The sequence below is a fragment of the Micromonospora halotolerans genome (genome assembly GCF_032108445.1).
Taxonomy (GTDB): Bacteria; Actinomycetota; Actinomycetes; order Mycobacteriales; family Micromonosporaceae; genus Micromonospora; species Micromonospora halotolerans.
Genome location: NZ_CP134876.1, coordinates 1589678 through 1614477, shown reverse-complemented (window position 1 = coordinate 1614477; position 24800 = coordinate 1589678). Strand labels below are relative to the sequence as shown.

Below are 24800 nucleotides of genomic sequence, written 5' to 3'. Positions count from 1 at the left end.
GCCGCAGCGTGGCCGTACCTTGTGCAGTTCTTCACAACCAGTCCCACTGACTGGGGAGGCAGCCCGGTTTACGCTGAGCCCAATCCCAGGTTTCCACGAAGGCGACGCACCGGCTCGCCAGAACTCGTGCATCCCATACATCGGTCAGCGTCGACCACAAGGAGATGTGACATGGTTGCTCCGGCTACTGTTCGGGGTATCGATCAGGCCCCGACGTCCCACCCCAAACTGCTCGCCTGGGTACGTGAGGTCGCGGAACTGACCACCCCCGACCGGGTGGTCTGGGTGGACGGGTCCGACGAGGAGTGGCGCCGCCTCACCGACGAGCTCGTCGACAAGGGCACCCTGATCCGGCTGAACCCCGAGAAGAAGCCCAACTCGTTCTACGCGCGGACGGACCCGACGGACGTCGCGCGGGTCGAGGAGCGCACCTTCATCTGCTCCGTCGACGAGGCGGACGCCGGCCCCACCAACAACTGGATGGCGCCGGCCGAGATGAAGCGGACGATGACGGAGCTGTACCGCGGGAGCATGCGCGGGCGCACCATGTACGTCATCCCGTTCTGCATGGGCCCGGTCGAGGCGAAGAGCCCGATGTTCGGCGTCGAGATCACCGACAGCCCGTACGTGGTCGCCTCGATGCGCATCATGACCCGGATGGGCCAGAAGATCCTTGACGCGATGGGCGACGACGCCGACTTCGTGCACGCGCTGCACTCGATCGGCGCCCCGCTCGAGCCCGGCCAGCAGGACGTGGCCTGGCCGTGCAACGACACCAAGTACATCTCGCACTTCCCGGAGACCCGGGAGATCTGGTCCTTCGGCTCCGGCTACGGCGGCAACTCGCTGCTCGGCAAGAAGTGCTACTCGCTGCGGATCGCCAGCGTCATGGGCCGCGACGAGGGCTGGCTCGCCGAGCACATGCTGATCCTCAAGATCACCTCGCCGGAGGGCCGGGTCTACCACATCGCGGGCGCCTTCCCGTCCGCCTGCGGCAAGACCAACCTGGCCATGCTGGAGCCGACCATCCCGGGCTGGAAGGTCGAGACCATCGGCGACGACATCGCCTGGATGCGGTTCGGCCCGGACGGCCGGCTCTACGCGATCAACCCGGAGTACGGCCTCTTCGGCGTCGCGCCGGGCACCGACTGGAAGACCAACGCCAACGCCATGCGGACGCTGGACCGCGGCAACTCCGTCTTCACCAACGTGGCGCTCACCGACGACGGCGACATCTGGTGGGAGGGCATGGGTGAGCCGCCCGCGCACCTGATCGACTGGAAGGGCAACGACTGGACGCCGGAGAGCGACAGCCTCTCCTCGCACGCGAACAGCCGATTCTGCACCCCGATCACGCAGTGCCCGATCCTCGCCGAGGACTACTACGACCCGAACGGCGTGCCGATCGACGCGATCCTGTTCGGCGGCCGGCGCCGGGACACCGTCCCGCTGGTCACCGAGGCCCGCGACTGGGTGCACGGCGTCTACATGGGCGCGACGCTCTCCTCGGAGACCACCGCCGCCGCCTCCGGCGCCGTCGGCGTGGTCCGCCGCGACCCGATGGCCATGCTGCCGTTCATCGGCTACCACGCCGGCGACTACTTCCGGCACTGGATCGAGATGGGCAAGGGCGCCGACGGCGACGAGGCCAAGCTGCCGAAGATCTACTACGTCAACTGGTTCCGCAAGGACGCCGAGGGCAACTTCCTCTGGCCGGGCTTCGGCGAGAACTCCCGGGTGCTCAAGTGGGTCATCGAGCGCCTGGAGGGTCGCGCCGAGGCGGTCGAGACCCCGATCGGCATGGTTCCGGCCCAGGACGCGCTCGACGTCGACGGCCTGGACATGACCCCGGAGGACGTGCGGATCGCCCTCAAGGTCGACCCGGAGGAGTGGCGCAACGAGCTGCCGCTGGTCACCGAGTGGTTCGAGAAGTTCGGCGACAAGCTCCCCGGTGTCCTCTGGGCCGAGCTGGACGCGCTGCGCGCCCGGCTCGACGCGGCGCCGCAGAAGTAGAGGTGTGACGGAAGCCCGCACCGGGCAACACGGGATGCCATGAGGACGGCCGCCGAACCTGTCGAGGTCCGGCGGCCGTCCGCCGTCCGGGCGCTGACCGTCCTGCTCGCCGTCACGGCGGCGGCCACCGTCGTGGTCGAGCTGCTCAACTACTGGTACGCCCCGGAGCAGGAGTTCGGGCTCGCGGTCCGCACCGGCTGGGCCATGCTGCGCTCGCTGGGCTTCCTGCTGCTGATCGGGCACGTCAAGCGGGGCCGGGTATTGGCGAAGCCGTTCGGGCTCATCCTGTCGGTGACCACGGTCTTCGCGGTGGGGCGGCTGGTCGTACCCCGGGCGGGTGTTCCGCCGCTGCCCGGCCTGCTCGGCTTCGCGGTGCTCACCGCGCTCTGCGTCGCGGTGGTGGTGCTGCTCTACCGCTCCGAGGCGGTCGGTGGGCACCTGGTCCGGCACCGCAAGGGCCTGGTCGTCGAGGGCGGTGTGATCTCCTGGCGGGAGGTCGTCCCGAAGCGCCCGCCGGTCACCGGCTGGCTGCTCACCGCGCGGGTCGCCGCGTTCACCTACAGCCCGCTGATGCTGGTACCGGCCCTGGTGGCGACCGGCTCCATCCTGGACGGGCGGATCAGCGCCGTGCCGGCCGTGCTGTTCTGGTTCGCCGCCGGCATCGCGGTCAGCTACGCGGTGCTCTTCTGCACCGCGTTCCTGCTGCGCGACCGCCGGTGGGCCCGCAAGCTCCTGGTCGTCATCACCCTCACCACCCTCGCCGTGGACCTGCCCCTCTGCTGGTGGCTCCTGGGCACCGACGGCCTCATCCGCGACGGCGCCCCCCTGGCAACAGCAGCCCTGCTGACGCTGTACTCCCTCCACCGAGCCACCCCACCCACCTCGCCGGGTTGATCAAGAAGTTTGCGTCGGGGAAGGGCCGATTCCTGACGCAAACCTCTTGATCAACGCCGATGGACGGGGCGCGGCGGGACCGGATCCGGGCTGGGGCGGGGGAGGATGGTGGGGTGGGGGACGAGTACGACGTGATCGTCGTCGGGGCCGGGCCCGCCGGGGCGGCCGCCGCGCTCGGCGCGCGGCGCGCGGGCGCGGAACGGGTCCTGCTGCTCGACCGGTACGACTTCCCGCGGGACAAGGCGTGCGGGGACGGCATCGCCGCGCACGCGCTGGACGTCCTCGCCGAGCTGGGCGTGACCGGGGCGGTCGACGGGTACGCCCCGCTGCCCGCGCTGCGCCTCGTCGGCCCCGGCGGCGAGACGGTGGCCAAGTCGCTGCCCCGGCCCGCGTACACGGTGCCCCGGCAGGTGTTCGACGCCCGGCTCGTGGCGGCGGCGACCGCGGCCGGGGCGGAGCTGCGGCGACACACCGTACGCACCGTGGAGGTGCGCGAGGACCGGGTGGTGCTCGACGGGGAACTGGCCGCCCGGGCGGTGGTCGGGGCGGACGGGGCCGGCTCGGTGCTGCGCCGGACGCTCGGCCACCCGGTGAACCCGGACCGGCACCTCGCGCTCGCCATCCGGGGCTACGCGCCGGCCCGACCCGGCCCGCCCGAGCAGCTCATCGTCACCTCGTCGCCGCGCTGGCCGGCGTACGCCTGGTCGTTCCCGATCGGTGACGGCCGGGCGAACGTCGGGTACGGGGAGGTGCTGCGGGGCGAGCCCCTGACCCGCGCGCACCTGCTCGACCGGCTGGCCGCCCTGCTCCCCGGCACCGACCCGGCGGCGGTGACCGACCTGCGCGCCCACCACCTGCCGCTCTCCACGCACCGCCCGGCACCCGGGCGGGGTCGGGTGGTGCTGGCCGGCGACGCGCTCTCGCTGATCAACCCGTTCACCGGTGAGGGCATCTTCTACGCGCTGCGCTCCGGCGCCCTGGCCGGCGCCGCCGCGGCCGGCGCCCCGGCCGCCGCGGCCCGCCGGTACGCCGACGCGCTGCGCCGCCGGCTCGGCACCCACCTGCGGCACAGCTCGGTGGCGGCCTGGCTGGCCCGGCGACGGTGGGTGGTGGACGCGGCGGTGCGCGCCGCCCGCCGCGACGAGCGGGTCTACCGGACCGTGGTCGAGCTGGGGCTGGGTGACGGACGCCTCGACGCCCGCACCCTCGCCATGATCGGTGCGGGCCTGCCCGCTACGACAGCGTCAGCTCGGCTGGCGGCCGTCATTCGGACTCCGCGCCGCTAGGCGGCGCTCCGGACCGCATGAGGGCCGGTCCGACGCCGCGCCGCGACCCGAAGCCGTGCCATGCGCCACCGAGACACTGATCTTCCGCGCGGGTCGCTACCCTGCAAGGTGATGACTCTGCGGAAACTCCTCTACTCCGTGTACGAGCGCCGGCTCACCGCGAAGCTCGCGGGCAAACCGGTGCCCCGGCACGTCGGCGTGATGTGCGACGGCAACCGCAGATGGGCCCGGGAGATGGGCTTCGTCGACCCGAACGACGGCCACCGGATGGGCGCCGAGCGGATCAAGGAGCTGCTGCGCTGGTGCGATGCCGCCGGTGTCGGGCACGTCACGCTCTGGCTGCTCTCCACGGACAACCTCTCCCGGCCGGCCGCCGAGCTGGACCCGCTGCTCCAGATCATCGAGGACCTCACCACCGAGCTGGCCGAGGAGGGCAACCCCTGGCGGCTGCGGATGGTCGGCGCCCTCGACGTGCTGCCCGCGCACCACGCCGCCGCGCTCAAGGCGGCCGAGGAGCGCACCCGGCAGCGCAGCGGCGGCGCGCAGGTCAACATCGCGGTCGGCTACGGCGGCCGGCGGGAGATCGCCGACGCGGTCCGCTCGCTGCTGCTGGAGCACGCCGCCACCGGCGGCACGGTCGAGGAGCTGGCCAACTCGATCGACGTCGACCACATCTCCGAGCACCTCTACACCAAGGGCCTGCCCGACCCGGATCTGATCATCCGGACCAGCGGCGAGCAGCGGCTCTCCGGCTTCATGCTCTGGCAGAGCGCGCACTCGGAGTTCTACTTCTGCGAGCTCAACTGGCCCGACTTCCGCCGGGTCGACTTCCTCCGCGCCCTGCGCTCCTACGCCACCCGGCAACGCCGCTACGGCGTCTGAGGCGCGCCCCCTCGCAGGCGGGCACGCCGACAGCGGGCGCGCCCGCGGCGGGCGCGGGCTCAGCGCAGGTGGGGGAGCGCGTCGGTGAGGAAGTCGCCGAGCGCGGCAGGGGAGTCCAGGGTGAGGTCGGCGGCGTCGGCGACCTCGTGACCGGTCTCCGGGTTCGCCACCGCGACGCAGACACCCATGAACTGCGGGTCGGCGGCGGCTCGGGCGCGCAGCGCCGAGAAGGCCTTGATGTCGGAGACGTCGTCGCCGAAGTACCAGGCGCCGCCGGCGTCCCGGACCGCCTCCCCGATGACCATGCCCTTGTCCCGGTCGACCGGGGGCTTCAGCTCCAGCACCATGCGCCCGGCCTGGCAGCGCAGGCCCAGCCGCTCGGCCTGGGCCCGGCCCCACTCCTGCACGAGGTCGCCGAGCTGCGGCGCGGTGCGCCAGTGCAGGGCGACGGAGAGCCGCTTGAACTCCACCAGGGCGCCGGGCGGCAGCTCGGCACGGGCCTGCTCGGCCAGCTCCGCCATGGTGGGCACCCAGGGCAGGGCGGCCGGCTCGGTGACGGTCTCGCCGCCCGAGTGGCTGTGCTCCAGGCCGTAGAGGCCGTACAGGTCGATGCCGGCGAGGCCGCCGAGGTGGTCGCGGAGGAATTCCACCGGGCGCGCGGAGACGATGGCGATCCGGCGTACCCGAGAGGCGAGGGCTTCCAGCGCGGCGAGCACCTTCGGCGCGGGCTGGACCGCGGTCGGGTCGTCGTCGACCGGGGCGAGGGTGCCGTCGAAGTCGAAGAAGAGCACCACGTCGCCCGCGCGGGCGGCGGTGGCGCGCCACGCGTGCGCGGCGTCCAACGGGGTTTTCGGCTGCTGGTTGCCCAGATTCAACGGCGGCACGCGCGACAGCGTACCCCGGTCGCAGCGGCGTATTCGTGGCCGAGATGTGACGTCCGGACGACGCGGATGATCAGCGTTCGGCGGCTCCCCGTCCCCGGCGCCCGAACGGCACCACGGCCGCTTCCTGCCCGTGGCTCAGCAGGTAGCCCTCCACGAAGCCGGTGTTCCGGTCGCCGGTGTGCGCCTCGATCTCGTTGAGCCGCGCCACCAGGAACTCGGTGAGCGCGCTGACCCGGTCGTTGAGCCGGTCGTGCAGCTCGGCGACGACGGCGAGGACCACCGCGGTGCCGGCCGTGATGAGCGCGAACAGGTTGACGACCAGGGGAAGCTGCCCGCCGTCCAGTACGCCGACCACCACGTTGCCGGTCACGCACGATGTCACCGACACCACCGCGACCACGACTGCCAACCATTTCAGGGTCATGGACAGACCCCTCCTTCTGTCCCGCAGGGCTGGGTTCGGCTGTGTCCCGTCCCCCCGCCGACGACGAGCCCTTAGCAGTACAAACGTGGACGCTAGCGTGTCCGATCCGGCCCCGAGGCGAAACGATCGGGTCTGACCTTCCGTTCTTTCGCCATCTGAGGAACTACCCGGCTTGTTTACCTTTATTTCGGACTTCGACCGGGAGGGTCGGGCGATAAGCGAGATAACGAATGGTTTCCCGAATGTGGAACTTCTCCGCGTCGGAGACGTCCGGGTCGACAAGCCGGCGCAGCAGCGCCTCGACGTCGGGGTCCATGGCCGGCGGGGTCGGGGTGGCGCGGGGGGCGGCCGCGCGGTCCCAGCCGAGGGCGACGAACGCGGCCGCCGGGTTGAGCCCCAGCCCCTCGCAGAAGGCGACCACCCGCTCGGCCTCGGGGTCGCTGGCCCAGTCGCCGCGAACCCAGCGGTTGATGGTCTGGCGGGAGACGCCGGTGCGCCGGGAGACCTCCGTGCCGCTCCAGGCCCGCATGGCGCGGGCGTCCTCCAGGGCGCGGCGGACGAAGGTGGCGAAGGCGATCTTCCGTGCGTTCGCGGTCTCGGTCACCCCGTGACGGTACGGCCAGTCGGTCTCCGGGGCACCGCCCGGCACGCTGCTGTCACGCCCACGTGACGATGATCCACCGTTTCCGGTAAACGATCCAGAGCTCTTTCTGAGGGGTGTCACCCGGGCAGAATAGATCGACGCCAGTACGGCGGTAAACAGACGAAAAGCTGATACTGTCACGCTCATGAGACAACTTACGGTGTGTCACGTGCATGAGACGACGAGTGCTCACATGCGTCACTCCGCGGGTGTCGAGGGGGTCTCGTGACCGAGCTCGCGACCCGTGCGCAGGCCTTCGGCCTGATCGCGGAGGGGGTGACCGCAGGCCTGAGCGCCCCCTGGCGCCTCTACCTGGCCCGGGGCTGCCGCTATCTCTCCCTCAGTGTCGGCGACCGCGACGAGTGGGACGCCTGGCGGACCCACCTCGGTTGTCCCGAGCTGAGCGTCCGGGTCTACGACGCGGGCGGTGAGATCCGCCGGGCCTCGGTGGCCGAGGTGATCGTCGACGGCTGCCGGATCAGCGTCGAGCTGGTCGAGGAGGTCAGCACCGCCGACCTGGAGCGGCTGCTGGTCGTCGACCCGCTGCCCGGGGCGGACGAGCGATGAGCCCGTTTCTCGCCGTCGTGCTGGTCCTCGTGCTCGGCTCGACCTGCTACGCGGCCGGCCGGCTGCACGGCCAGCTCAGCTACCGGATCGGCTACCGGTTCGGCTACCGCCAGGGCTACTTCGACGGCGACCGGGGCGCCTGGAACCGGCGCCGCCGGGACGCCCAGGCCGCGATCGCCTCGGCACTGGCCGGCCCGGCCCCGGCCGTGGTGACCGCACCGGCCGGGCGTACCGCGCCGTTCGCCGGCACCGCCGTCCCCGCCGCGGTCACCGCCCGCACCGCCACCGGCCCGGCCCGGCGGACCACCGCCACGGCCACCGCCCAGCTCGGCGGCCTGGCCACCCGGCAGGGCACCACGTACACCGGCTCGTCGTTCGGCACGGCCGGCGGTGGGCCGCGGACCGGGACCCTGGTCCGGCGGCAGGGCTGAGAGCCCGCCCAGGGCACGGTGTGCCGTCCGCGGCGGACGCGCACCGTCGGAGCCGCAGTCAGACCGGTGACGGCGGCCCCGCCGGCCGGGATGCGCGCAGGGGGCATGCATCCCGGCCGGTTCCGCCGCGCCGGTCATCCCCCGTACGGGTGATCGACTCGCACCACTAGCCGACCGGGCCCGCGGCCATTAGCGTCTAGGCATGGCACGGGGCTTTCCCGGGCCAGCCGGACAGCCCGGACCTGCGACCTCGCGCACGGGGCCCGCATCCGACCCCGTGTCCCACCGGGCACCGGAAGAGGCGGAACTCGGGTGGCCGGGTGCCCATCCGCGGAGCAGGCCTGTGACCACTCGCCGTACCCCCGCCGGTGCCGACCAGACCCCGGCCGCGACCGCCCCGACCCGCCGGACCACCCGCAGCCGCCGCGCGGCCGCACCGGCCGCCGGCACCGAGGAGCCCCGACCAGCCGGCCCGGCCTTCGTCCTCGACACCTCGGTCCTCCTCTCCGACCCGGCGGCGTTCCACCGCTTCGCCGAGCACGAGGTGGTGCTGCCGCTGGTGGTGATCTCCGAGCTGGAGGGCAAACGCCACCACCCCGAGCTGGGCTGGTTCGCCCGGCAGTCGCTGCGCATGCTGGACGAGCTGCGGGTGCGGCACGGCCGGCTGGACCGGCCGGTGCCCGCCAACGACCAGGGCGGCACCCTCCGGGTGGAGCTGAACCACACCGACGACGGGGTGCTGCCGCCCGGGTTCCGGAACGAGTCGAACGACGCCCGGATCCTCTCCGTGGCGCTGAACCTGGCCGCCGAGGGGCGCGAGGTCACGCTCGTCAGCAAGGACATGCCGCTGCGGGTGAAGGCGGCCTCGGTCGGCCTGCGGGCCGACGAGTACCGGCACGGCCAGGCCAGCGACCCGACCTGGACCGGCATGGCCGAGCTGGAGCTGGCCGAGGAGGAGATCGGCCGGCTGTACGCGGGCGAGACGCTCGACCTCGACTCCGGCGCCGGCCTGCCCTGCCACACCGGCCTGGTGCTGCACTCGGCGCGGGGCTCGGCGCTCGGCCGGGTGCTGCCGGACAAGACCGTCCGGCTGGTGCGTGGCGACCGTGAGGCGTTCGGCGTGCACGGGCGCTCGGCGGAACAGCGGGTGGCGCTCGACCTGCTGCTGGACGAGTCGATCGGCATCGTCTCGCTGGGCGGCCGGGCCGGCACCGGCAAGTCCGCGCTGGCCCTCTGCGCCGGCCTGGAGGCGGTGATGGAGCGCCGGCGGCACAAGAAGGTGGTCGTGTTCCGCCCGTTGTACGCGGTCGGCGGCCAGGAGCTGGGCTACCTGCCCGGCTCGGAGTCGGAGAAGATGTCGCCCTGGGCGCAGGCCGTCTTCGACACGCTCGGCTCCGTCGTGCACGAGAACGTGCTGGAGGAGGTCACCTCGCGGGGCCTGCTGGAGGTCCTGCCGCTCACCCACATCCGCGGCCGGAGCCTCCACGACGCCTTCGTCATCGTGGACGAGGCGCAGTCGCTGGAGCGCGGCGTCCTGCTCACCGTCCTGTCCCGCATCGGCCAGGGGTCACGGGTGGTGCTGACCCACGACGTGGCCCAGCGGGACAATCTCCGGGTCGGCCGGCACGACGGGGTGACCGCCGTGATCGAGGCGCTGAAGGGCCATCAGCTCTTCGCGCACGTCACTCTCAGCCGTTCGGAGCGTTCGCCCATCGCCGCGATGGTCACCGATCTGCTGGAGGACATCCCGCTCTGAGTTAGCTTTTTGCCCGGCTTTGGCGGCATTCGCCTTGTGGCGCAGATCACAATCGGCGTCCTTGGTTTCCCAACCGCCTCACTGTGCGCAATGGTGTCCAACGAGCGCCTCAGCACCACCAAGATCGTTGAGCATCGTTCGCCGCGAGCCGGCGGAAGAGCCACGAACACCGGTGCGTGGGCTGCGACCGCGAGGGTCGGGGGCGCTCACGGCGCCGCCACGGCCGCTCCCGGGCCACGCGTCGCGCCGTGTCCTTGCCCCCGACGAAGGGACACTTCGTGAGTCGGCTGTGGAGCCGGTTCGGCGCCCGTACGGCCGCCGTCGCACTGCTCTCCGTGGGCGTTGCCGGCGGCTTCTATCTGGGCGAAGACCGACAGACCCAGCAACAGGGCCTGACCGCGCAGGTCGGCCTGGAGGTCGACCGGACGGAGTACGCGTACCAGCGCGAGCGCCAGGCCGACCACCGCGTGGCGTCGGCCAAGCAGCGGGCCGCCGAGTACCAGGCGAAGCTGCGGGCCGCGGCGGCGGCCAAGGAGGCCGCCGAGCGGGCCAAGGAGGCCGAGGCGGCGGCCGCGTCCCGCAAGAAGGAGCGGGAGGCCGCGGAGAAGGCGGCGGCCAAGCCCTACGACGGGCCGATCCCGGCGTCCTGCGAGGAGTTCAGCGGCAACCGCAAGATCGGTTGCGCGATCATGCTCGACGAGGGCTTCGGCATCGACCAGTTCCCCTGTCTGGACAAGCTCTGGACCAAGGAGAGCGGCTGGAACCACAAGGCCTACAACGAGGGGTCCGGCGCGTACGGCATCCCGCAGGCCCTGCCGGGCAGCAAGATGGGCTCGGTGGCGGACGACTGGAAGACCAACCCGGCCACCCAGATCAAGTGGGGCCTGGGCTACATCGAGGGCCGGTACGACGACCCGTGCGGCGCCTGGCGGCACTCGCAGAACTCCGGCTGGTACTGATCGGACATCGACGGCGGGGCGTGCGGAGATTCGCACGCCCCGCCGTCGTCGTGTCGCCCCCGAGTGGCGGTGCGCCTCGATTACTGATAGCACTTGACGGGTGACCTGGCAGGACGGCCGCACGGGCGGCGACCCTCACCGGTTCGGCACCGAGGCGTTCTACGCCTCGCTCGGCCGGGCCTTCGTCGCCATGTGCGCGGTCGTGCCGGTGCTGTTCCTCATCGAGGCCGTCGACGTCGGCCTGCGCGCCGACCTCGACGTCACCGCCGGCATCATCCCGCACCGCATCCAAGGGCTCGACGGCGTGTTCTTCTCGCCGTTCCTGCACGCCGGCTGGAACCACCTCTACAGCAACAGCATCCCGCTGATCCTGCTCGGCACCTTCGTGCTGGCCGCCGGCACCCGCCGGTTCCTCTGGTCCACGCTGGTGATCATCCTGGTCAGCGGCCTGGGTGTGTGGTTCACCGGCTCACCCAACTCGGTGGTGGTCGGCGCGAGCGGCGTGATCTTCGGCTACCTCGGCATCCTGCTCACCCGCGGCATCGTCGAGCGCAGCTGGTGGAACTTCGCCGTGGTGCTCCTCGTGGGCCTGCTCTACGGCTGGCAACTGCTCGGCATCCTGCCCACCGACGAGCGCATCTCCTGGCAGGGGCACCTGTTCGGGCTGCTCGGCGGGGTCGTCGCGGCGGTGCTGTTCCGCCGCCGGGTCGAGGGCGGGACGCGGGACTCCCTCGGGTCACCCCCGGTCACGCTGCCCTGACGGCACGTCCACCCGCCGGCGGGACGTGCTTGCCCGCGGCCACCGCCCCGCCTACCGTCGGGATCAGCACGCGTTGATCCCTTGGCGAAAGTGACGGTACGCCATGCGCGAGGTCGATGTCGCCGTGATCGGGGCGGGCCCCGCCGGGCTGTTCGCCGCCTACTACGCCGGGTTCCGCGGGCTCTCCGTGGCCGTGATCGACGCGCTGCCCGAGCCGGGCGGCCAGGTCACCGCCATGTACCCGGAGAAGCTCATCCTCGACGTCGCCGGGTTCCCCGCCATCAAGGGGCGGGAGCTGGTCGCCAACCTGGTCGCGCAGGCCGCGCCCTTCCGCCCGGAATACCTGCTGGGGGTCCGCGCGGAGAAACTGTCGTACCTGGACGGGCGGCCGGTGCTCGGGCTGGCCGGCGGCGACCAGCTGCACTGCGGCGCGGTGCTGGTCACCGGCGGGCTGGGCAGCTTCACGCCCCGGCCGCTCCCGGTGGCGGACAGTTTCGTGGGCGCCGGGATCGTCTACTTCGTCCCGCAGCCGACCGAGCTGACCGGGCGGGACGTGCTCATCGTGGGCGGCGGCGACTCGGCGTTCGACTGGGCGGTGACGCTGGCCCCGATCGCCCGCTCGGTGACCCTGGTCCACCGGCGGGACCGGTTCCGCGCGCACGCCTCGACCGTCGACCGGGTGCGCGCCCTGCCGGTGCGGGTGGTGGTCAACGCCGAGGTGAGCCGGCTGCACGGGGAGGACCGGGTCATCGGCGCCGAGCTGACCGTGCGCGGCGGCGCCGTGGAGACCCTGCCGGTGGACACCGTGGTGGCCGCGCTCGGCTTCACCGCCGACCTGGGCCCGCTCGCCGAGTGGGGCCTGACCCTCGACCGGCGGCACATCGTGGTCGACAGCGCCATGGCCACCAACCTGCCCCGGGTGTTCGCGGCCGGCGACATCACCGACTACCCGGGCAAGGTGCGCCTGATCGCCACCGGCTTCGGCGAGGCGGCCACCGCCGTCAACAACGCTGCGGTCGTCATCGACCCGAGCGCGCACCTCTTCCCCGGCCACTCCTCCGACGGCACCTGACCGGGGGCCGCCGCCGGGCTCAGGAGGCGGGCAGCCCGACCAGGTCGGCCATCAGCCCGATCTGGTGGTCGAAGTACTCGTCGCGGTGCGGCAGCGCCCGGTTGATCCGGCCGAACAGCTCGAAGCTGATCAACCCGAAGAGCTGGGTCCAGCCGGCCATGCCCCGGGCCAGCAGTGCGGGCGGCAGGTCCACGGGGAGCAGTGCCGCCAGCTCGGCCACGTCGGACCGCAGCGGCTCGGGCAGCTCCTCGCCGGACGGGTGGAGCCGGCCGGTGGCCACCCCGTCGCGGAGGATGCCGACCAGGGTCTCCGGCGGACGCTGGGCCGGCGCCACCGTGTCGTCCGGGGCCGCGTAGCCGGGGACGGGGCTGCCGTAGAGCAGGGCGTACTCGGCGGGGTGGGCCAGCGCCCAGGCCCGGGCGGCCCGGCACGCGGCGTGCCAGCGCCCGCGCAGGTCGGCCTGGTCGGCACCGGCGTCGGCCGCCTCCACCGCGTCGCCGAGCGCCTCGTACGCCTCCAGGATCAGCGCGGTTAGCAGGTCGTCGCGGCTGGGGAAGTAGCGGTAGATCGCCGAGGAGACCATGCCCATGTCGCGGGCGACCGCGCGGAGCGACAGGTTCGCGCCGTCGGTGGCCAGGTGGCGGCGGGCGACCGCCTTGATCTCGTCGATCATGCCGGCGCGGACCCGGGCGCGGAGCGAGTGAGCGACCATGCCTCCACCCTGCCACGGATGAGAGCGCCAATCAAAACCGAGAGCACCGCTCTTGACGGACGGGGGCGATGTCGGGCATGCTCTGCTGCGAGAGCGGTGCTCTCGGATCGGATTACTGCTTCGAAGGGTGGCCCTCATGGCCCTGCACGTGATCGTCGGCGCCGGACCCGTCGGCACCGCCACGGCCCGCCTCCTCGCCGAGCGCGGCGACCGGGTGCGGGTGGTGACCCGCCGCGGCACCGGGCCCACGCACCCCGCGATCGAGCGGATCGCCGCCGACGCCGCCGACGCGGAGCGGCTGACCACACTGACCGACGGCGCGGCGGCGCTGTACAACTGCGCCAACCCGGCGTACCACCGGTGGCCGCTCGACTGGCCGCCGCTGGCCGCCGCGCTGCTCACCGCCGCCGGGCGGAACGGCGCGGTCCTCGCCACCGTCGGCAACCTCTACGGCTACGGCCCGGTCGACGGCCCGATGACCGAGGCGACCCCGCTCGCCTCGACCGGCACCAAGGGGCGGGTGCGCAACCGGATGTGGGCCGACGCGCTGGCCGCGCACCGGGCCGGCCGGGCCCGGATCACCGAGGTACGCGGCTCCGACTACCTCGGCGCCGGCGGCACCTCGCTGGCCATGATGGTGCTGCCCCGGGCGCTCGCCGGGCAGCGGGTGTTCCTGCCGGTCGACTGGGACGCCCCGCACACCTGGACGTACATCCCCGACGTCGCCCGCACCCTGGTCGCCGCCGCGACCGACGAGCGGGCCTGGGGGCGGGCCTGGCACGTGCCCAGCGCGCCCGCCGTCTCGATGCGGGACCTGGCCACCCGCGCGGCGGCCCTGGTCGGGGCACCCGCGCCGCGACTGACCCGGATGCCGTACCCGGTGCTCTGGCTCGGCGGGCTGGCCAACCCGATGGCGCGGGAGCTGCGCGAGACCGCCTACCAGTTCGACCGGCCCTTCCTGATGGACTCCGCCCCCGCCACCGCCACCCTCGGCGTCGAGGCGACTCCGCTGGACCGGGCGGTCAAGGAGACGGTGGCGGCGCTGCGCGCCTGACCAGCCGCGGGGGCGGCCCGACCGCGGCGACCAGCACCGCGACCAGGGTCAGCGCCGCCCCCAGCAGGGTGGTCGGCGTGGGGTGCGAGGCGGCGGTGGGCAGCAGCAGATCCAGCAGGACGGCGCCGACGATCTGCCCGGCGATGGTGGCCAGGCCGAGCAGCAGCACACCGGTGAACCGGACGATGGCGGCGGCCAGCGCGATGAACACGATGCCGATGGGGCCGCCCAGGTAGAGCCACGGCTCGCTCGGGAAACCGCCGGTCGGACGCCCCCGGACCGCCACCTCCACCGCGAAGGTGGCGAGCAGCGCCACCGTGCCGACGGTGAAGTTGACAAGCGTGGCGGTCATCGCGCTGCCGGTGGCGCCACGGACCCGGCCGTTCACCGCCTGCTGCCAGGCGATGCCCACCCCGGCGGCCAGCGGCAGCAGGGCCAGCACCAGGGCGCCCGGATCGCCGAGCCGGTCGCCCACCGCCAGCAGCACGGCCAGCACGGTGAGCGCCGCGCCGACCAGCCGGTTCGGGGTGACCGCCTGCCGACCGGTGGGGCCGATCCCGGCCCGGTCGACGAGCAGGCTGCTGCCGGACTGGCCGGCCACCACGGCGACGGTGAACACCGCCACGCCGAGGGTGCCGATGGTCAGCCCCTGGGAGGCGACCAGGAAGGCGCCGAAGACCCCGCCGAGGCACTGCCACGGCCGCAGCGAGCCGTCCCGGAGCGCGGCCCGCAGTGCGGCCAGCCCCCGCCGGCCACCGGCGGTGGCGGGGACCAGCACCAGCAGCACCAGCAGGCCGAGGCCGAACGAGACCACCGCAGCGGCGATCCCGTCGGCCAGCCGTACCCCGAGTTCGCCGTTGATCCGGGACTGGACGGCCACCGCGAGCCCCGAGGCGGTGGCCAGCCCGGTGCCGGCGATCCGCCGCGAGGCCGGCAGCGTCGGGGGCGCCGCCGTCCCGGTCTCGGTCACTCCTGCTCGGCCAGGGGGCGCCCGTCGAAGTCGACCGCCGAGTAGAGGGCCAGCTTCTCCAGGCGGTGGTAGGAGTCGATCACCCGGATCGTGCCGCTCTTCGAGCGCATCACGATCGACTGGGTGTACGCCCCGCCCGCCCGGTAGCGCACGCCGCGCAGCAGGTCGCCGGAGGTGACGCCGGTGGCCACGAAGAAGCAGTTGTCGCCGGTGACCAGATCGTCGGTGAAGAGCACCCGGTCCAGGTCGTGCCCGGCGGCCAGCGCCTTCTCCCGCTCCTGCGCGTCCTTGGGCCACAGCTTGGCCTGCATCATGCCGCCCATGCACTTCAGCGCGCAGGCCGCCGTGATGCCCTCCGGGGTGCCGCCGATGCCCATCAGCACGTCGACGTCGGACTCGCCCCGGGCCGCCGCGATGGCGCCGGCGATGTCGCCGTCGGAGATGAACCGGATGCCCGCCCCGGTCCGCCGGATCTGCTTCACCAGGTCGTCGTGGCGCGACCGGTCCAGCACGCAGACCGTCACCTCGGCGGGGTCGGTGCCCTTGACCTTGGCGATCCGGCGGATGTTCTCGGCCACCCCGGCGTTGATGTCGACCACGTCGGCGTACATCGGGCCGACGGCGAGCTTCTCCATGTAGAAGACGGCGCTCGGGTCGAACATCGCGCCCCGCTCGGCCACCGCGAGCACGGCCAGCGCGTTCGGCATGCCCTTGCTCATCAGCGTGGTGCCGTCGATCGGGTCGACCGCCACGTCCACCTCGGGACCGGTCCCGTCGCCGACCTCCTCGCCGTTGAAGAGCATCGGGGCGTTGTCCTTCTCGCCCTCGCCGATCACCACGACACCGCGCATCGGGATCGAGTTGATCAGCTTGCGCATGGCGTCGACGGCCGCGCCGTCGCCGCCCTCCTTGTCGCCCCGGCCGACCCAGCGGCCGGCGGCCATGGCCGCGGCCTCGGTCACCCGGACCAGGTCGAGGGCAAGGTTACGGTCGAGATCCTGGGGCGTCCGCGTCCTGGTGGTTGTCATGACGGCTTCCTCCTCGCGACGTTGCGGGGTGGACCGGCGGGATGCGGCCGTCGCCGCCGCCGGTTTTGTCGCTGATCCTCACACGATCTCAGGTTCGCCGCCGGAGCGGGGCGGAGGAGGCCAGGATCACGTCATCCGGACGGCTGCCAGAATGGGCGGGTGGAACCCGCACAGCCTGCCGACCGCGTACCGACCGACGCCACCCCGCCCGACGGCCAGCCGCCGGTGCTGCCGACCGCCGGGGCGACCCCGCCGGCCGGGGAACCGGCCCTGGTCGAGTCGACCGGGCCCGCGCCACTGGCCGACGCCGGGGAGCAGCCCGCGCCGCCCGCCCGGAAGGAGAAGGCCCGGTCCGAGCGGTCACCGAAGGACATGGCCCTGTCGTTGCTGGTGCTGCTGGTCCCGATCGCCCTGCTGCTCGCCTTCTACCGGGGCTTCCTCGGCGGAGACGAGCCGGTCACCGTCGACCCCGCGCCGGCCATCGAGCAGGCCCGCGCCGCCAACGCCTTCCCGGTCGCCGAGCCGCGCGGGCTGGGCTCCGACTGGCGTACGGTCAGCGCCCGCTACCAGACCGAGTCCGGTGGCGGCACCCTGCGCATCGGCTACGTGACCCCGGAGGGCCGGGGCGCGCAGCTGGTGGAGAGCAACGTGCCGGCGGAGAAGCTGCTGCCGGCCGAGCTGAGCGGGGGCCAGCCGCAAGGCCCGGCCGACCTGCCCGGCGGCGCGAGCTGGCAGCGGTACACCGCCCGGGGCAACGAGCAGGCCCTCGTCCTGCTGGAACCCAACCGCACCGTGCTCGTGGTCGGCGACGCAGGCGAGGCGGAGCTGCGCGAACTCGTCACCGCGCTGCGCTGACCCGCCCCGCCGCCGGGCGAGGTCGTTTCTCCCGCACCGGACAGGGATTGCGGAACACCGCTTCAGGGAACAGAAGAGGGCACGAGCCCGCCGGAGCCGACCACACCGGCCGGACCGGGCTCGTGCGCCGGAGCCGGCGTCCGGGCTGCGGCGTCCCGACTCCGGCACCTCCGTGGGCCGGACGACCCACCTGGAGAGGTTGACGTGACGATTCGACGCTTCAGCGCCACCGCGTTCGCCGCGGCGCTGCTCATTCCCGGCCTGGCCGCGTGCAACGACACCGGGACCGCCGGCGCGGGCGCCTCCGCGACCCCGGCCGCCTCCGGCAGCATCGCCCCGAGCGGCACGCCCGCCAGCGAGGCCAAGCAGGCCCTGCTCGACTCCACCAACGCGATCCGCGACGGGAACTTCCGGTTCACCATGTCCGGCGCCGGCTCCACGGCCGAGGGGCAGGTGCACGAGCCCAGCCAGAGCGCCGAGATGCGGATGACGATCGGTGACCCGTCGTCGGACCTGATGATGAAGCTCGACCTGATCCACTACAAGCCGGACAGCTGGGTGAAGCTGGAGCTGGGCGGCAAGGCCGCCGCCAGCGTGCCCGGGCTGAAGAACCTCAACCTGAGCAAGTACCAGCACCTCGACCAGACCCGGATCAAGGGCAACCGGGCGCTCGGCTTCGACTTCGACAAGGTCGACCCGGCCGGCAGTGCGGTGCTGACCCAGGGCGTCACCGAGGTCCGGAAGACCGGCGAGGGCACGTACGCGGGCACCGTCGACGTGTCGAAGGCGGCCGAGGCGGGCTCGCTCGACCCGGCCGTGATCACCGCGCTCGGCGCGCAGGCGCAGTCGGTGCCGTTCACCGCCAAGGTCGACCCGCAGGGCCGGCTCAGCGAGCTGGTGCTCCAGATCCCGGCCGCCGGGCAGAGCGCCGCGCAGGACGTGAAGATCACCTACACCGACTACGGCAACGCCGCCGCCGCGCAGAAGCCCCCGGCCGACCAGGTCGCCGAGGCGCCCGCCGAGCTCTACAACCTGTTCAACTGACCGTGCCGGCGGGACGGCTCCGGCCGTCCCGCCGCTCAGTCCTCCGCGCGCTGCCGGGCGGCGTCGATGCGGGCCCGCGCGCCGTCCAGCCAGCGCTGGCAGATCCCGGCGAGCTGCTCGCCGCGCTCCCAGAGCGCCAGCGACTCCTCCAGCGAGGTGCCCCCCGCCTCCAGCCGCTCGACCACCGAGGCCAGCTCGGCCCGGGCCTGCTCGTAGCTGAGCCGCTCGTCCTTCGTCGTGTCAGTCATCGGGTCCCATTCCATCAGCCGTCCACGGTCGCGGTCAGCTCGCCCTCGGCGAGGCGTACCCGCAGCGGGTCGCCCTTGGCCACCTCGGACGCGGCGCGCACCACGTGCCCGTCGCCGCGCTGGACGATGGCGTAGCCCCGGTCGAGGGTGGCCGCGGGAGAGAGGGCGCGCAGCCGCGCCAGGGTGTGCCGCAGGTCGTCGCCGGCGGCGCCGAGCCGGTGGTCCAGGCAGCGGCCGGCCCGGTCGCGCAGCGCGGTGACGTCGGTGGCCCGCTGGTCGACCATCACCTGCGGGCGGGCCAGCACCGGCCGGGAGCGCAGCAGGTCGAGCCGGTGCTGTTCCCGGTCGACCAGGTTGCGCACCGCCCGCTCCAGCCGGGACCGGGCCTGGCCGATGAGACGGACCTCCTCCGCCAGGTCGGGCACGATGCGCTTGGCCGCGTCGGTCGGCGTGGAGGCGCGCACGTCGGCGACGTAGTCGAGCAGCGGCGTGTCGGTCTCGTGGCCGATCGCGCTGACCACCGGCGTGCGGCACGCGAAGACCGCCCGGCAGAGCGCCTCGTCGGAGAAGGGCAGCAGGTCCTCGATGCCGCCGCCGCCCCGGGCGATGATGATCACGTCGACCGTCGGGTCGGCGTCGAGCACCTTGAGCGCGCCGACGATGTCGGGCACGGCGCTCGGCCCCTGCACGGCCACGTTGACCGTGCGGAACTCCACGGCCGGCCAGCGGCGGCGGGCGTTCGTGAGCACGTCCCGCTCGGCGGCCGAGGCGCGGCCGGTGATCAGCCCGATCCGGCCGGGCAGGAACGGCGGCCGGCGCTTGCGGGCCCGGTCGAACAGCCCCTCGGCGGCCAGCAGTTTCTTGAGCTTCTCCAGCCGCGCCAGCAGCTCGCCCAGCCCGACCTGGCGGATCTCGTCGGCGCGCAGGCTCAGCGTGCCCCGGGCGGCGTAGAACTCCGGCTTGGCGTGCAGCACCACCCGGGCGCCCTCGCTCAGCTCCGGTGCGCCCGCGTCGAGCACGTCGCGGTTGGTGGTGACGGTCAGGCTGAGATCCGCCGACGGGTCACGCAGCGTCAGGAAGACCGTGCTCGCGCCGGGCCGCCGGCTGATCTGCGCGATCTGACCGTCGACCCACACCCACCCCAGCCGGGCGATCCAGGCCCCGATCTTCTGGCTGACCACCCGGACCGGCCACGGCTCCTCGGACGTGCTCCGATCCGCTTCGCTCACCCGCCCACCCTAAGGCCCACCCCCGACGAGGCCCGCGTCGATCATGAGGTTGACGGCGATGTCGATCTCCGGAACCGCCGCCAACCTCATGATCGACAGCCCGGCCGGAAGCCGGCACGTACGATGGTCGGGTGACTGATGCTGAGACGACTCCCCGGACCGGCAAGCGCGTGCTCCTGGCGAAGCCCCGCGGCTACTGCGCGGGCGTGGACCGGGCGGTGCAGACCGTCGAGGAGGCGCTGAAGCTCTACGGCGCGCCGATCTACGTCCGCAAGCAGATCGTCCACAACAAGCACGTGGTGCGGACGCTGGAGGCGAAGGGCGCGATCTTCGTGGAGGAGAACGAGGAGGTGCCGGAGGGCGCCACCGTCATCTTCTCCGCGCACGGCGTGGCCCCCGAGGTCTACGAGCAGGCCAAGGCGCGCTCGCTCAAGGCGATCGACGCGACCTGCCCGCTGGTCACCAAGGTGCACCAGGAGGCCCGGCGGTTCGCCGCCGAGGACTACGACATCCTGCTCATCGGCCACGAGGGGCACGAGGAGGTCGTCGGCACCGCCGGTGAGGCGCCCGCGCACATCCAGCTGGTGGACGGCCCGGACGGCGCCGACAAGGTGACCGTGCGCGACCCGGAGAAGGTCGTCTGGCTCTCCCAGACCACCCTCTCGGTCGACGAGACCCTGGAGACCGTGGCCCGGCTCAAGCAGCGGCTGCCGCTGCTCCAGTCGCCCCCCAGCGACGACATCTGCTACGCCACCTCCAACCGGCAGCACGTGGTGAAGGAGATCGCCCCGGACTGCGACGTGGTGATCGTGGTCGGCTCGCGGAACTCCTCCAACTCCGTGCGCCTCGTCGAGGTGGCGGTGGACGCCGGCGCCCGGGCCGGGCACCTGGTCGACTTCGCGCACGAGATCGACGACGCCTGGCTGGAGGGGGCCCGCACCGTCGGCCTGACCTCGGGCGCCAGCGTGCCCGACGAGCTGGTCCAGCAGGTGCTCGCGCATCTGGCCGAGCGCGGCTTCGCCGACGTCGAGGAGATCACGACCGCCAACGAGCGGCTGACCTTCTCGCTGCCGCAGGAGCTCAAGCGCGACCTGAAGGCCGCGGCGGCCCGCGGCTGACCGGCCGGAACGAAACCGCCGCCGACCACGTCCAACCGGTCATGAAGACTCCTCGGACGGTGCTCGTCGCCCTGCTCGCCGGCGCGGCGCTGACCGCCTGCGCCGGCCCCGGCAGCGAGCCCGGCGGCCCCAGCCCGTCGGGGGCCACCCCGGTGACCAGCAGCACCGGGCCGTGCGAAACATGGCCCGCCTGCCAGCCCAATCCCGGCCCGACAGGAGCCCCCCCGGTGACCAGCCAGCCCGACCCCAGCGTCAGCCCGAGACTCCCGAACCCCACCTGGAAGGGCGGCCCGTCGAAGCCGCCCGGCCCCGGCGCCACCACGCTCAGCGGGACGATCCGCGCCGGTGTCGAGCCGAACTGTGTGCTGATCGACGACAACCTGCTGATCGGCGGCCCGCGCGACCTGCTCAAGCCCGGCACCCGCGTGGAGGTCACCGGGCGCTCGGAGCCCGGCATGATGACCACCTGCCAGCAGGGCACTCCCTTCGTCGTCGAGTCCGCCCGCCGCGCCTGACCCGAGCCCGCAAACGGCGGAGCCCCGCCCCCCGGATTGGGGGACGGGGCTCCTGGGTTCAGCGGGTCAGCTGACCGCACCGACCTCCACCGAGCCGCGGCCGACGACCGCGCCCTCGACGGTGGTGACGGCCAGGTCACCGTAGAGCTCCCGGCCGGCGGCCGGGGTGGCCTTGGCGGTCACCGTGCCGGTCAGGGTGGTGGTGGCGCCGTTGGCCAGGGCCAGCGGGGTGCTGGGGGCGGAGAGCGAACCCAGCGCCGGGGCGGCGAACGAGTCGCGGTAGTCGTACGCGGTGGTCGGGTCGCTCACCGCGTAGCCGTCCACGACCACCCGGTAGGTGCCGGCGGCCGGGTTGGACAGGGTGACCGCCTCCTCCGAGTCACCGTCGGCCGACTGGCCCACCCGGGTCGCGCCGAGGAAGACCGACAGGTCCAGGTCGGCGCTCAGGTCGGACGGGTTGCCGATTCGCGCGGTGAACGAGGTGGCGCCCGCCGGGACGTCCACCGTGTATTCCTGGCGACCGCCCGTGGCGATGCTCGGACGCTCGGCGTGCACGCTGGCCAGCGGGCCACCGACGCCGGTCACCTGGACCGGGCCGAAGGCGTTGGTCAGGCCCCAGCTCACCTCGGTCGGCTCGCCGGCGGTCACCGACGGCAGCTCGACCACGGCCGGCTCGACCGTGACGCCCTGCACCCGCGCCTGCAGCTGGAACGGGTTGTCCAGCGCCGGCGACGTGCGCCGGGCCTCGACCTCGATCTCCCAGACACCCGGGATCGGGTTCTGGTAGTCCCGCTCCTGCGGCTTGCAGGCGGCGGCGTCGGAGAAGTTGGTGTAGCAGGCGGTGCTCGCGGTGCTCTCGACCGGCACGCCGTACGGGTTGATGGCGATGAACCGGGTCTGCGAGCCGGTGGCGATGCCGGAGAGGTTGACCTGGAGCGCGCCCGCGCCCTCCGGGACCGTCACGAAGTACGAGGTGAAGCCGTTCCGCTCGACCGAGCCGCCGGTGGAGAACGAGTAGGCCGGGGCGGAGACCGTGTTCGAGGCGACCACGACGGTGGCGACCTCGAAATCGACCACCGAGGTGGACGCGTCGTCGACGGTCATGATCGCGCCGTGCGCGCCGGCGGTCAGCGGCTTGGCCTTCACCTTGACGGTGACGGTCTTGTTCAGCGGCAGCCACACGACCTGCGGGGCCGAGAAGGTGCCGTCGTTGCCGCGGAACGCGACGGTGTGCTTGAGGCCCTTGTTCGGGCCGCTCGTGCGGGTCAGCTTGACCTCGTAGTAGCGGCTCTCCTTGACCTTCTGCCCGCCCTTGCCGACCGCGCAGCGGTTGTAGATGCCGGTGCCCACGTTCGGGTTCGGCTCGAACTGGCCGGAGTCCTTGTTGTACTTCGTGAGGTTGCCCGACAGCTCGGTGCAGACCGGCGCCTCGGAGGTGTACGTCCTGGTCTGCACGCCGGCGGCGAGCAGGCTCCACGCGCCCGGCACGTTGAACATGCCGTAGCCCTGGGCGTACGTCGGGACGCCCGCGATCGGCTTGGCGGAGGTGTAGATGGCCCGGCGCAGCGCGGCCGGGGTGACGCCCTTGTCGGTGGCCTTGGCCGCCGAGAGCAGCAGCGCGGCGGCGCCGGTGGCCTGCGGGGAGGCCATCGAGGTGCCGTTCAGCATCTGGTAGCCCGGGGGCAGCGGGTAGCCTGCCTCGGGGACCGGGTTGCCGGGCTGCCAGGTCGGCGCGGTGGAGATGGCCGAGCCGGGGGCGGTCACGTTCGGCTTGAAGCCGCCGTCCTCACGCGGGCCGCGGGAGGAGAAGTTGAACAGCCAGTTGCCCTTGCGGACCACCGAGCCGTAGTTGGCCAGCCAGGTGTCCTTGCTGATGTTCGCGGCCACGCTGACCACGTTGCTGGCGACGGAGGGGTCGCCGACGGTGTTCAGGCCCGGGCCGGAGTTGCCGGCCGAGATGAACATCTGCACGCCGTAGGTGCTGATCAGCTCGTCGTAGAGGTTGGCGCGCGCGTTGGAGCCGTCGTTGAGCGCCGGCAGGCCGCCGATCGACATGTTGACCACGTCGACCTTGCGGTTGACGACGAGGTCCACCATGCCGGTGGTGAGCGCCGCGGCGGTGCAGCCGCCGCCCCACGAGCAGGCCCGGGCGGAGACCAGCTTGGCGCCCGGGGCGGCGCCGTCGAAGGCGCTGTTGCCCAGCATGTCGTTGGCGGCGGTGATGCCGGCGACGTGGGTGCCGTGGGTGGCCTCGATGATGCCGATGTTCACGTAGTCGACCAGGCCGGGGCCGCCGGCCGGGGTGGTGTCGACGTCCTCGCGGTACTCGACGACGAACGGCATCTGGTCCCGCACCGCGGTGGCCGGGTTGTCGGTGCCGAAGTGGCCGACCTGGAACTTCTCCTTGTACGGCCGCATCACCTCGTCATCGGTGAAGTCGCGGTTCTGGTTGACGTCGACCCGGATGTCGTGGTTCACCGGGTTGTAGAGGATGCCCCAGGAGTCGGTGGTGTCGCCGTCCCGGTTGACGTCACCCGCCGGGTCGCTACCGGCCGTGATCGACTCGCGGAAGGTGTTGAAGCGGTAGCTGCCGGCGGGAGCGGTCCAGGTGACGGCGGAGGCGCCCGTGCCGGTGGTGAAGGAGGGGCCCGCCACCTCGGTGATCATCGAACGCCAGGTGGCGTCCTCCAGCGGATCCGTCGCGGTCACCCAGTCGACGATCTTGCGCTCGCCCGTGGTGGTCGTCTGCAGCGCCGGCTGGTCCAGGTCGATGCCGGAGTCCATGATGCCGATGGTGACGCCGCGGCCGTCCCACTCCGGGTGCGCGGCCTTGAAGGCCTCCGCGCCGGTCTCGTTGGTGGGCATGTACGGGTTGACCGCGCCGGTGTCGGCGCCCGGGCCGGCCAGCGTCTGGGCCTGCTTGGCGGTCTTCGCGCCGGCCGGGGCGGCCTCGGGGGCCGGGTCGGGGAGCTTGATGGTCTCGTCGAGGTCGACGGCGGAGACGCCGGGGAGCGTCGCGGCCTTGAGGACCTTCGCGGTGGGGACCTTGGCCAGCAGGTAGCCGACCTGGTCGTAGCGCTGGCTGACCGTGGCACCCAGGCCGGCCAGCCCGTCGGCGACCTTCTTCGCCGAACCCTTCTTGGCCGCGATGATCAGCGTGACGGTCGGGGCGTGCTTCGCCTCCGCCTCGTCCAGCAGCTTGGCGTCGTGGGCGCCCAGCGCCTCCGCGGCGGTTGCCTGCGGGGCGTCGGGGGTGGCGGCGGGGGCTGCGCTCGCGGTCGCGGCACCACCCCCGACGGTCATGGCGCCGGCCGCCAGGACCGAGGCGAAGAGCGCGGCGGAGGTACGCCGGCTCCGGTTGCGGGGTTGACTCACGTTCTCTTCCTCCAGAGAACAGGGCCCTACAGAAACAGGGCACACGTGACCGTGATCCTTCGGTCTGGCCCTGTCGGTGTC

General features: G+C 72.9%; 24 protein-coding genes. 15 read left to right on the top strand and 9 right to left on the bottom strand.

Features of this window, described 5'->3' with window-relative positions:
• The first annotated feature begins 171 nt into the window (after positions 1-171).
• The 4 genes from RMN56_RS07410 (at position 172) to RMN56_RS07395 (ending at position 5075) form a co-directional block, all read left to right on the top strand.
• A complete protein-coding gene (locus RMN56_RS07410) occupies positions 172-2013 on the top strand; it encodes a phosphoenolpyruvate carboxykinase (GTP) (RefSeq protein ID WP_313723084.1) in 1842 nt (613 codons plus the stop codon).
• A gap of 39 nt (positions 2014-2052) precedes the next feature.
• Positions 2053-2907, top strand: coding sequence for a hypothetical protein (locus RMN56_RS07405; protein WP_313723083.1), 855 nt, complete (start codon positions 2053-2055; stop codon positions 2905-2907).
• A gap of 59 nt (positions 2908-2966) precedes the next feature.
• Complete coding sequence (locus tag RMN56_RS07400) at positions 2967-4193, top strand: geranylgeranyl reductase family protein (RefSeq protein WP_313723082.1); 1227 nt, start codon at positions 2967-2969, stop codon at positions 4191-4193.
• A 111-nt stretch (positions 4194-4304) separates the two neighbouring features.
• Positions 4305-5075: an isoprenyl transferase gene (locus tag RMN56_RS07395; protein ID WP_313723081.1), complete on the top strand. Its 771-nt coding sequence runs from the start codon at positions 4305-4307 to the stop codon at positions 5073-5075.
• A 59-nt stretch (positions 5076-5134) separates the two neighbouring features.
• Here RMN56_RS07395 and otsB read toward each other — a convergent pair whose 3' ends face one another.
• The 3 genes from otsB to RMN56_RS07380 form a co-directional block, all read right to left on the bottom strand.
• Positions 5135-5959: a trehalose-phosphatase gene (gene otsB / locus RMN56_RS07390; RefSeq protein WP_313723080.1), complete on the bottom strand. Its 825-nt coding sequence runs from the start codon at positions 5957-5959 to the stop codon at positions 5135-5137.
• 70 nt (positions 5960-6029) lie between these two features.
• Positions 6030-6383 (bottom strand): hypothetical protein, encoded by a 354-nt coding sequence (locus tag RMN56_RS07385; protein WP_091314007.1) that lies wholly within the window; start codon positions 6381-6383, stop codon positions 6030-6032.
• 163 nt (positions 6384-6546) lie between these two features.
• Positions 6547-6987 carry an XRE family transcriptional regulator gene (locus tag RMN56_RS07380; protein ID WP_313723079.1) on the bottom strand — a complete coding sequence of 147 codons (441 nt, stop codon included), beginning with the start codon at positions 6985-6987 and terminating at the stop codon, positions 6547-6549.
• Positions 6988-7251: 264 nt separating this feature from the next.
• Between RMN56_RS07380 and RMN56_RS07375 the strand changes: the two genes are divergently transcribed.
• The 6 genes from RMN56_RS07375 to RMN56_RS07350 all read left to right on the top strand — a co-directional run bounded on the left by RMN56_RS07375 (position 7252) and on the right by RMN56_RS07350 (position 12571).
• Complete coding sequence (locus RMN56_RS07375; RefSeq protein WP_107078638.1) at positions 7252-7593, top strand: hypothetical protein; 342 nt, start codon at positions 7252-7254, stop codon at positions 7591-7593.
• Positions 7590-8024, top strand: a complete 435-nt coding sequence (locus RMN56_RS07370) for a hypothetical protein (RefSeq protein WP_313723078.1) — start codon at positions 7590-7592, stop codon at positions 8022-8024. The genes RMN56_RS07375 and RMN56_RS07370 overlap by 4 nt, the downstream gene beginning before the upstream one ends.
• A gap of 343 nt (positions 8025-8367) precedes the next feature.
• Positions 8368-9780 carry an RNA 5'-3' helicase PhoH2 gene (gene phoH2, locus RMN56_RS07365; protein ID WP_313723077.1) on the top strand — a complete coding sequence of 471 codons (1413 nt, stop codon included), beginning with the start codon at positions 8368-8370 and terminating at the stop codon, positions 9778-9780.
• Between the two features lie 278 nt (positions 9781-10058).
• A complete protein-coding gene (locus RMN56_RS07360; RefSeq protein ID WP_313723076.1) occupies positions 10059-10739 on the top strand; it encodes an aggregation-promoting factor C-terminal-like domain-containing protein in 681 nt (226 codons plus the stop codon).
• 100 nt (positions 10740-10839) lie between these two features.
• Positions 10840-11499: a rhomboid family intramembrane serine protease gene (locus RMN56_RS07355; RefSeq protein WP_262287105.1), complete on the top strand. Its 660-nt coding sequence runs from the start codon at positions 10840-10842 to the stop codon at positions 11497-11499.
• Between the two features lie 103 nt (positions 11500-11602).
• Positions 11603-12571, top strand: a complete 969-nt coding sequence (locus tag RMN56_RS07350) for an NAD(P)/FAD-dependent oxidoreductase (RefSeq protein WP_313723075.1) — start codon at positions 11603-11605, stop codon at positions 12569-12571.
• A 19-nt stretch (positions 12572-12590) separates the two neighbouring features.
• Here the strand turns inward: RMN56_RS07350 and RMN56_RS07345 are convergent, their stop codons facing one another.
• Entirely contained in the window at positions 12591-13283 is a 693-nt protein-coding gene (locus RMN56_RS07345; protein WP_313723074.1) for a TetR/AcrR family transcriptional regulator, read from the bottom strand.
• A gap of 136 nt (positions 13284-13419) precedes the next feature.
• On the opposite strand from RMN56_RS07345, the gene RMN56_RS07340 reads away from it, so the two are divergent.
• Positions 13420-14337 carry an NAD-dependent epimerase/dehydratase family protein gene (locus tag RMN56_RS07340; protein WP_313723073.1) on the top strand — a complete coding sequence of 306 codons (918 nt, stop codon included), beginning with the start codon at positions 13420-13422 and terminating at the stop codon, positions 14335-14337.
• Here the strand turns inward: RMN56_RS07340 and RMN56_RS07335 are convergent.
• Entirely contained in the window at positions 14306-15307 is a 1002-nt protein-coding gene (locus RMN56_RS07335; protein WP_313723072.1) for a DMT family transporter, read from the bottom strand. The two genes, RMN56_RS07340 and RMN56_RS07335, sit on opposite strands and share 32 nt — an antisense overlap.
• Positions 15304-16335, bottom strand: coding sequence for a class II fructose-bisphosphatase (gene glpX / locus RMN56_RS07330; protein ID WP_189192910.1), 1032 nt, complete (start codon positions 16333-16335; stop codon positions 15304-15306). The genes RMN56_RS07335 and glpX overlap by 4 nt, the downstream gene beginning before the upstream one ends.
• Positions 16336-16494: 159 nt before the next feature.
• On the opposite strand from glpX, the gene RMN56_RS07325 reads away from it, so the two are divergent.
• Both RMN56_RS07325 and RMN56_RS07320 read left to right on the top strand, forming a co-directional pair.
• On the top strand, positions 16495-17190 hold the full coding sequence (locus RMN56_RS07325) for a DUF4245 domain-containing protein (protein ID WP_313723071.1): 696 nt from the start codon (positions 16495-16497) through the stop codon (positions 17188-17190).
• Between the two features lie 204 nt (positions 17191-17394).
• The gene (locus RMN56_RS07320; RefSeq protein ID WP_313723070.1) at positions 17395-18234 is read left to right on the top strand and encodes a hypothetical protein; all 840 of its coding nucleotides are present in this window, start codon (positions 17395-17397) and stop codon (positions 18232-18234) included.
• 35 nt (positions 18235-18269) lie between these two features.
• Here RMN56_RS07320 and RMN56_RS07315 read toward each other — a convergent pair whose 3' ends face one another.
• Together RMN56_RS07315 and xseA are read right to left on the bottom strand one after the other, a co-directional pair.
• Entirely contained in the window at positions 18270-18482 is a 213-nt protein-coding gene (locus RMN56_RS07315; RefSeq protein WP_262287098.1) for an exodeoxyribonuclease VII small subunit, read from the bottom strand.
• Between the two features lie 14 nt (positions 18483-18496).
• Positions 18497-19711: an exodeoxyribonuclease VII large subunit gene (xseA, locus tag RMN56_RS07310; protein WP_313723069.1), complete on the bottom strand. Its 1215-nt coding sequence runs from the start codon at positions 19709-19711 to the stop codon at positions 18497-18499.
• 131 nt (positions 19712-19842) lie between these two features.
• Between xseA and RMN56_RS07305 the strand changes: the two genes are divergently transcribed.
• Both RMN56_RS07305 and RMN56_RS07300 read left to right on the top strand, forming a co-directional pair.
• On the top strand, positions 19843-20829 hold the full coding sequence (locus tag RMN56_RS07305) for a 4-hydroxy-3-methylbut-2-enyl diphosphate reductase (RefSeq protein WP_313723068.1): 987 nt from the start codon (positions 19843-19845) through the stop codon (positions 20827-20829).
• Positions 20830-20870: 41 nt separating this feature from the next.
• Positions 20871-21344 (top strand): hypothetical protein, encoded by a 474-nt coding sequence (locus RMN56_RS07300; protein WP_313723067.1) that lies wholly within the window; start codon positions 20871-20873, stop codon positions 21342-21344.
• Between the two features lie 66 nt (positions 21345-21410).
• Here RMN56_RS07300 and RMN56_RS07295 read toward each other — a convergent pair whose 3' ends face one another.
• Complete coding sequence (locus RMN56_RS07295) at positions 21411-24719, bottom strand: S8 family serine peptidase (RefSeq protein WP_313723066.1); 3309 nt, start codon at positions 24717-24719, stop codon at positions 21411-21413.
• Between the last annotated feature and the right edge of the window lie 81 nt (positions 24720-24800).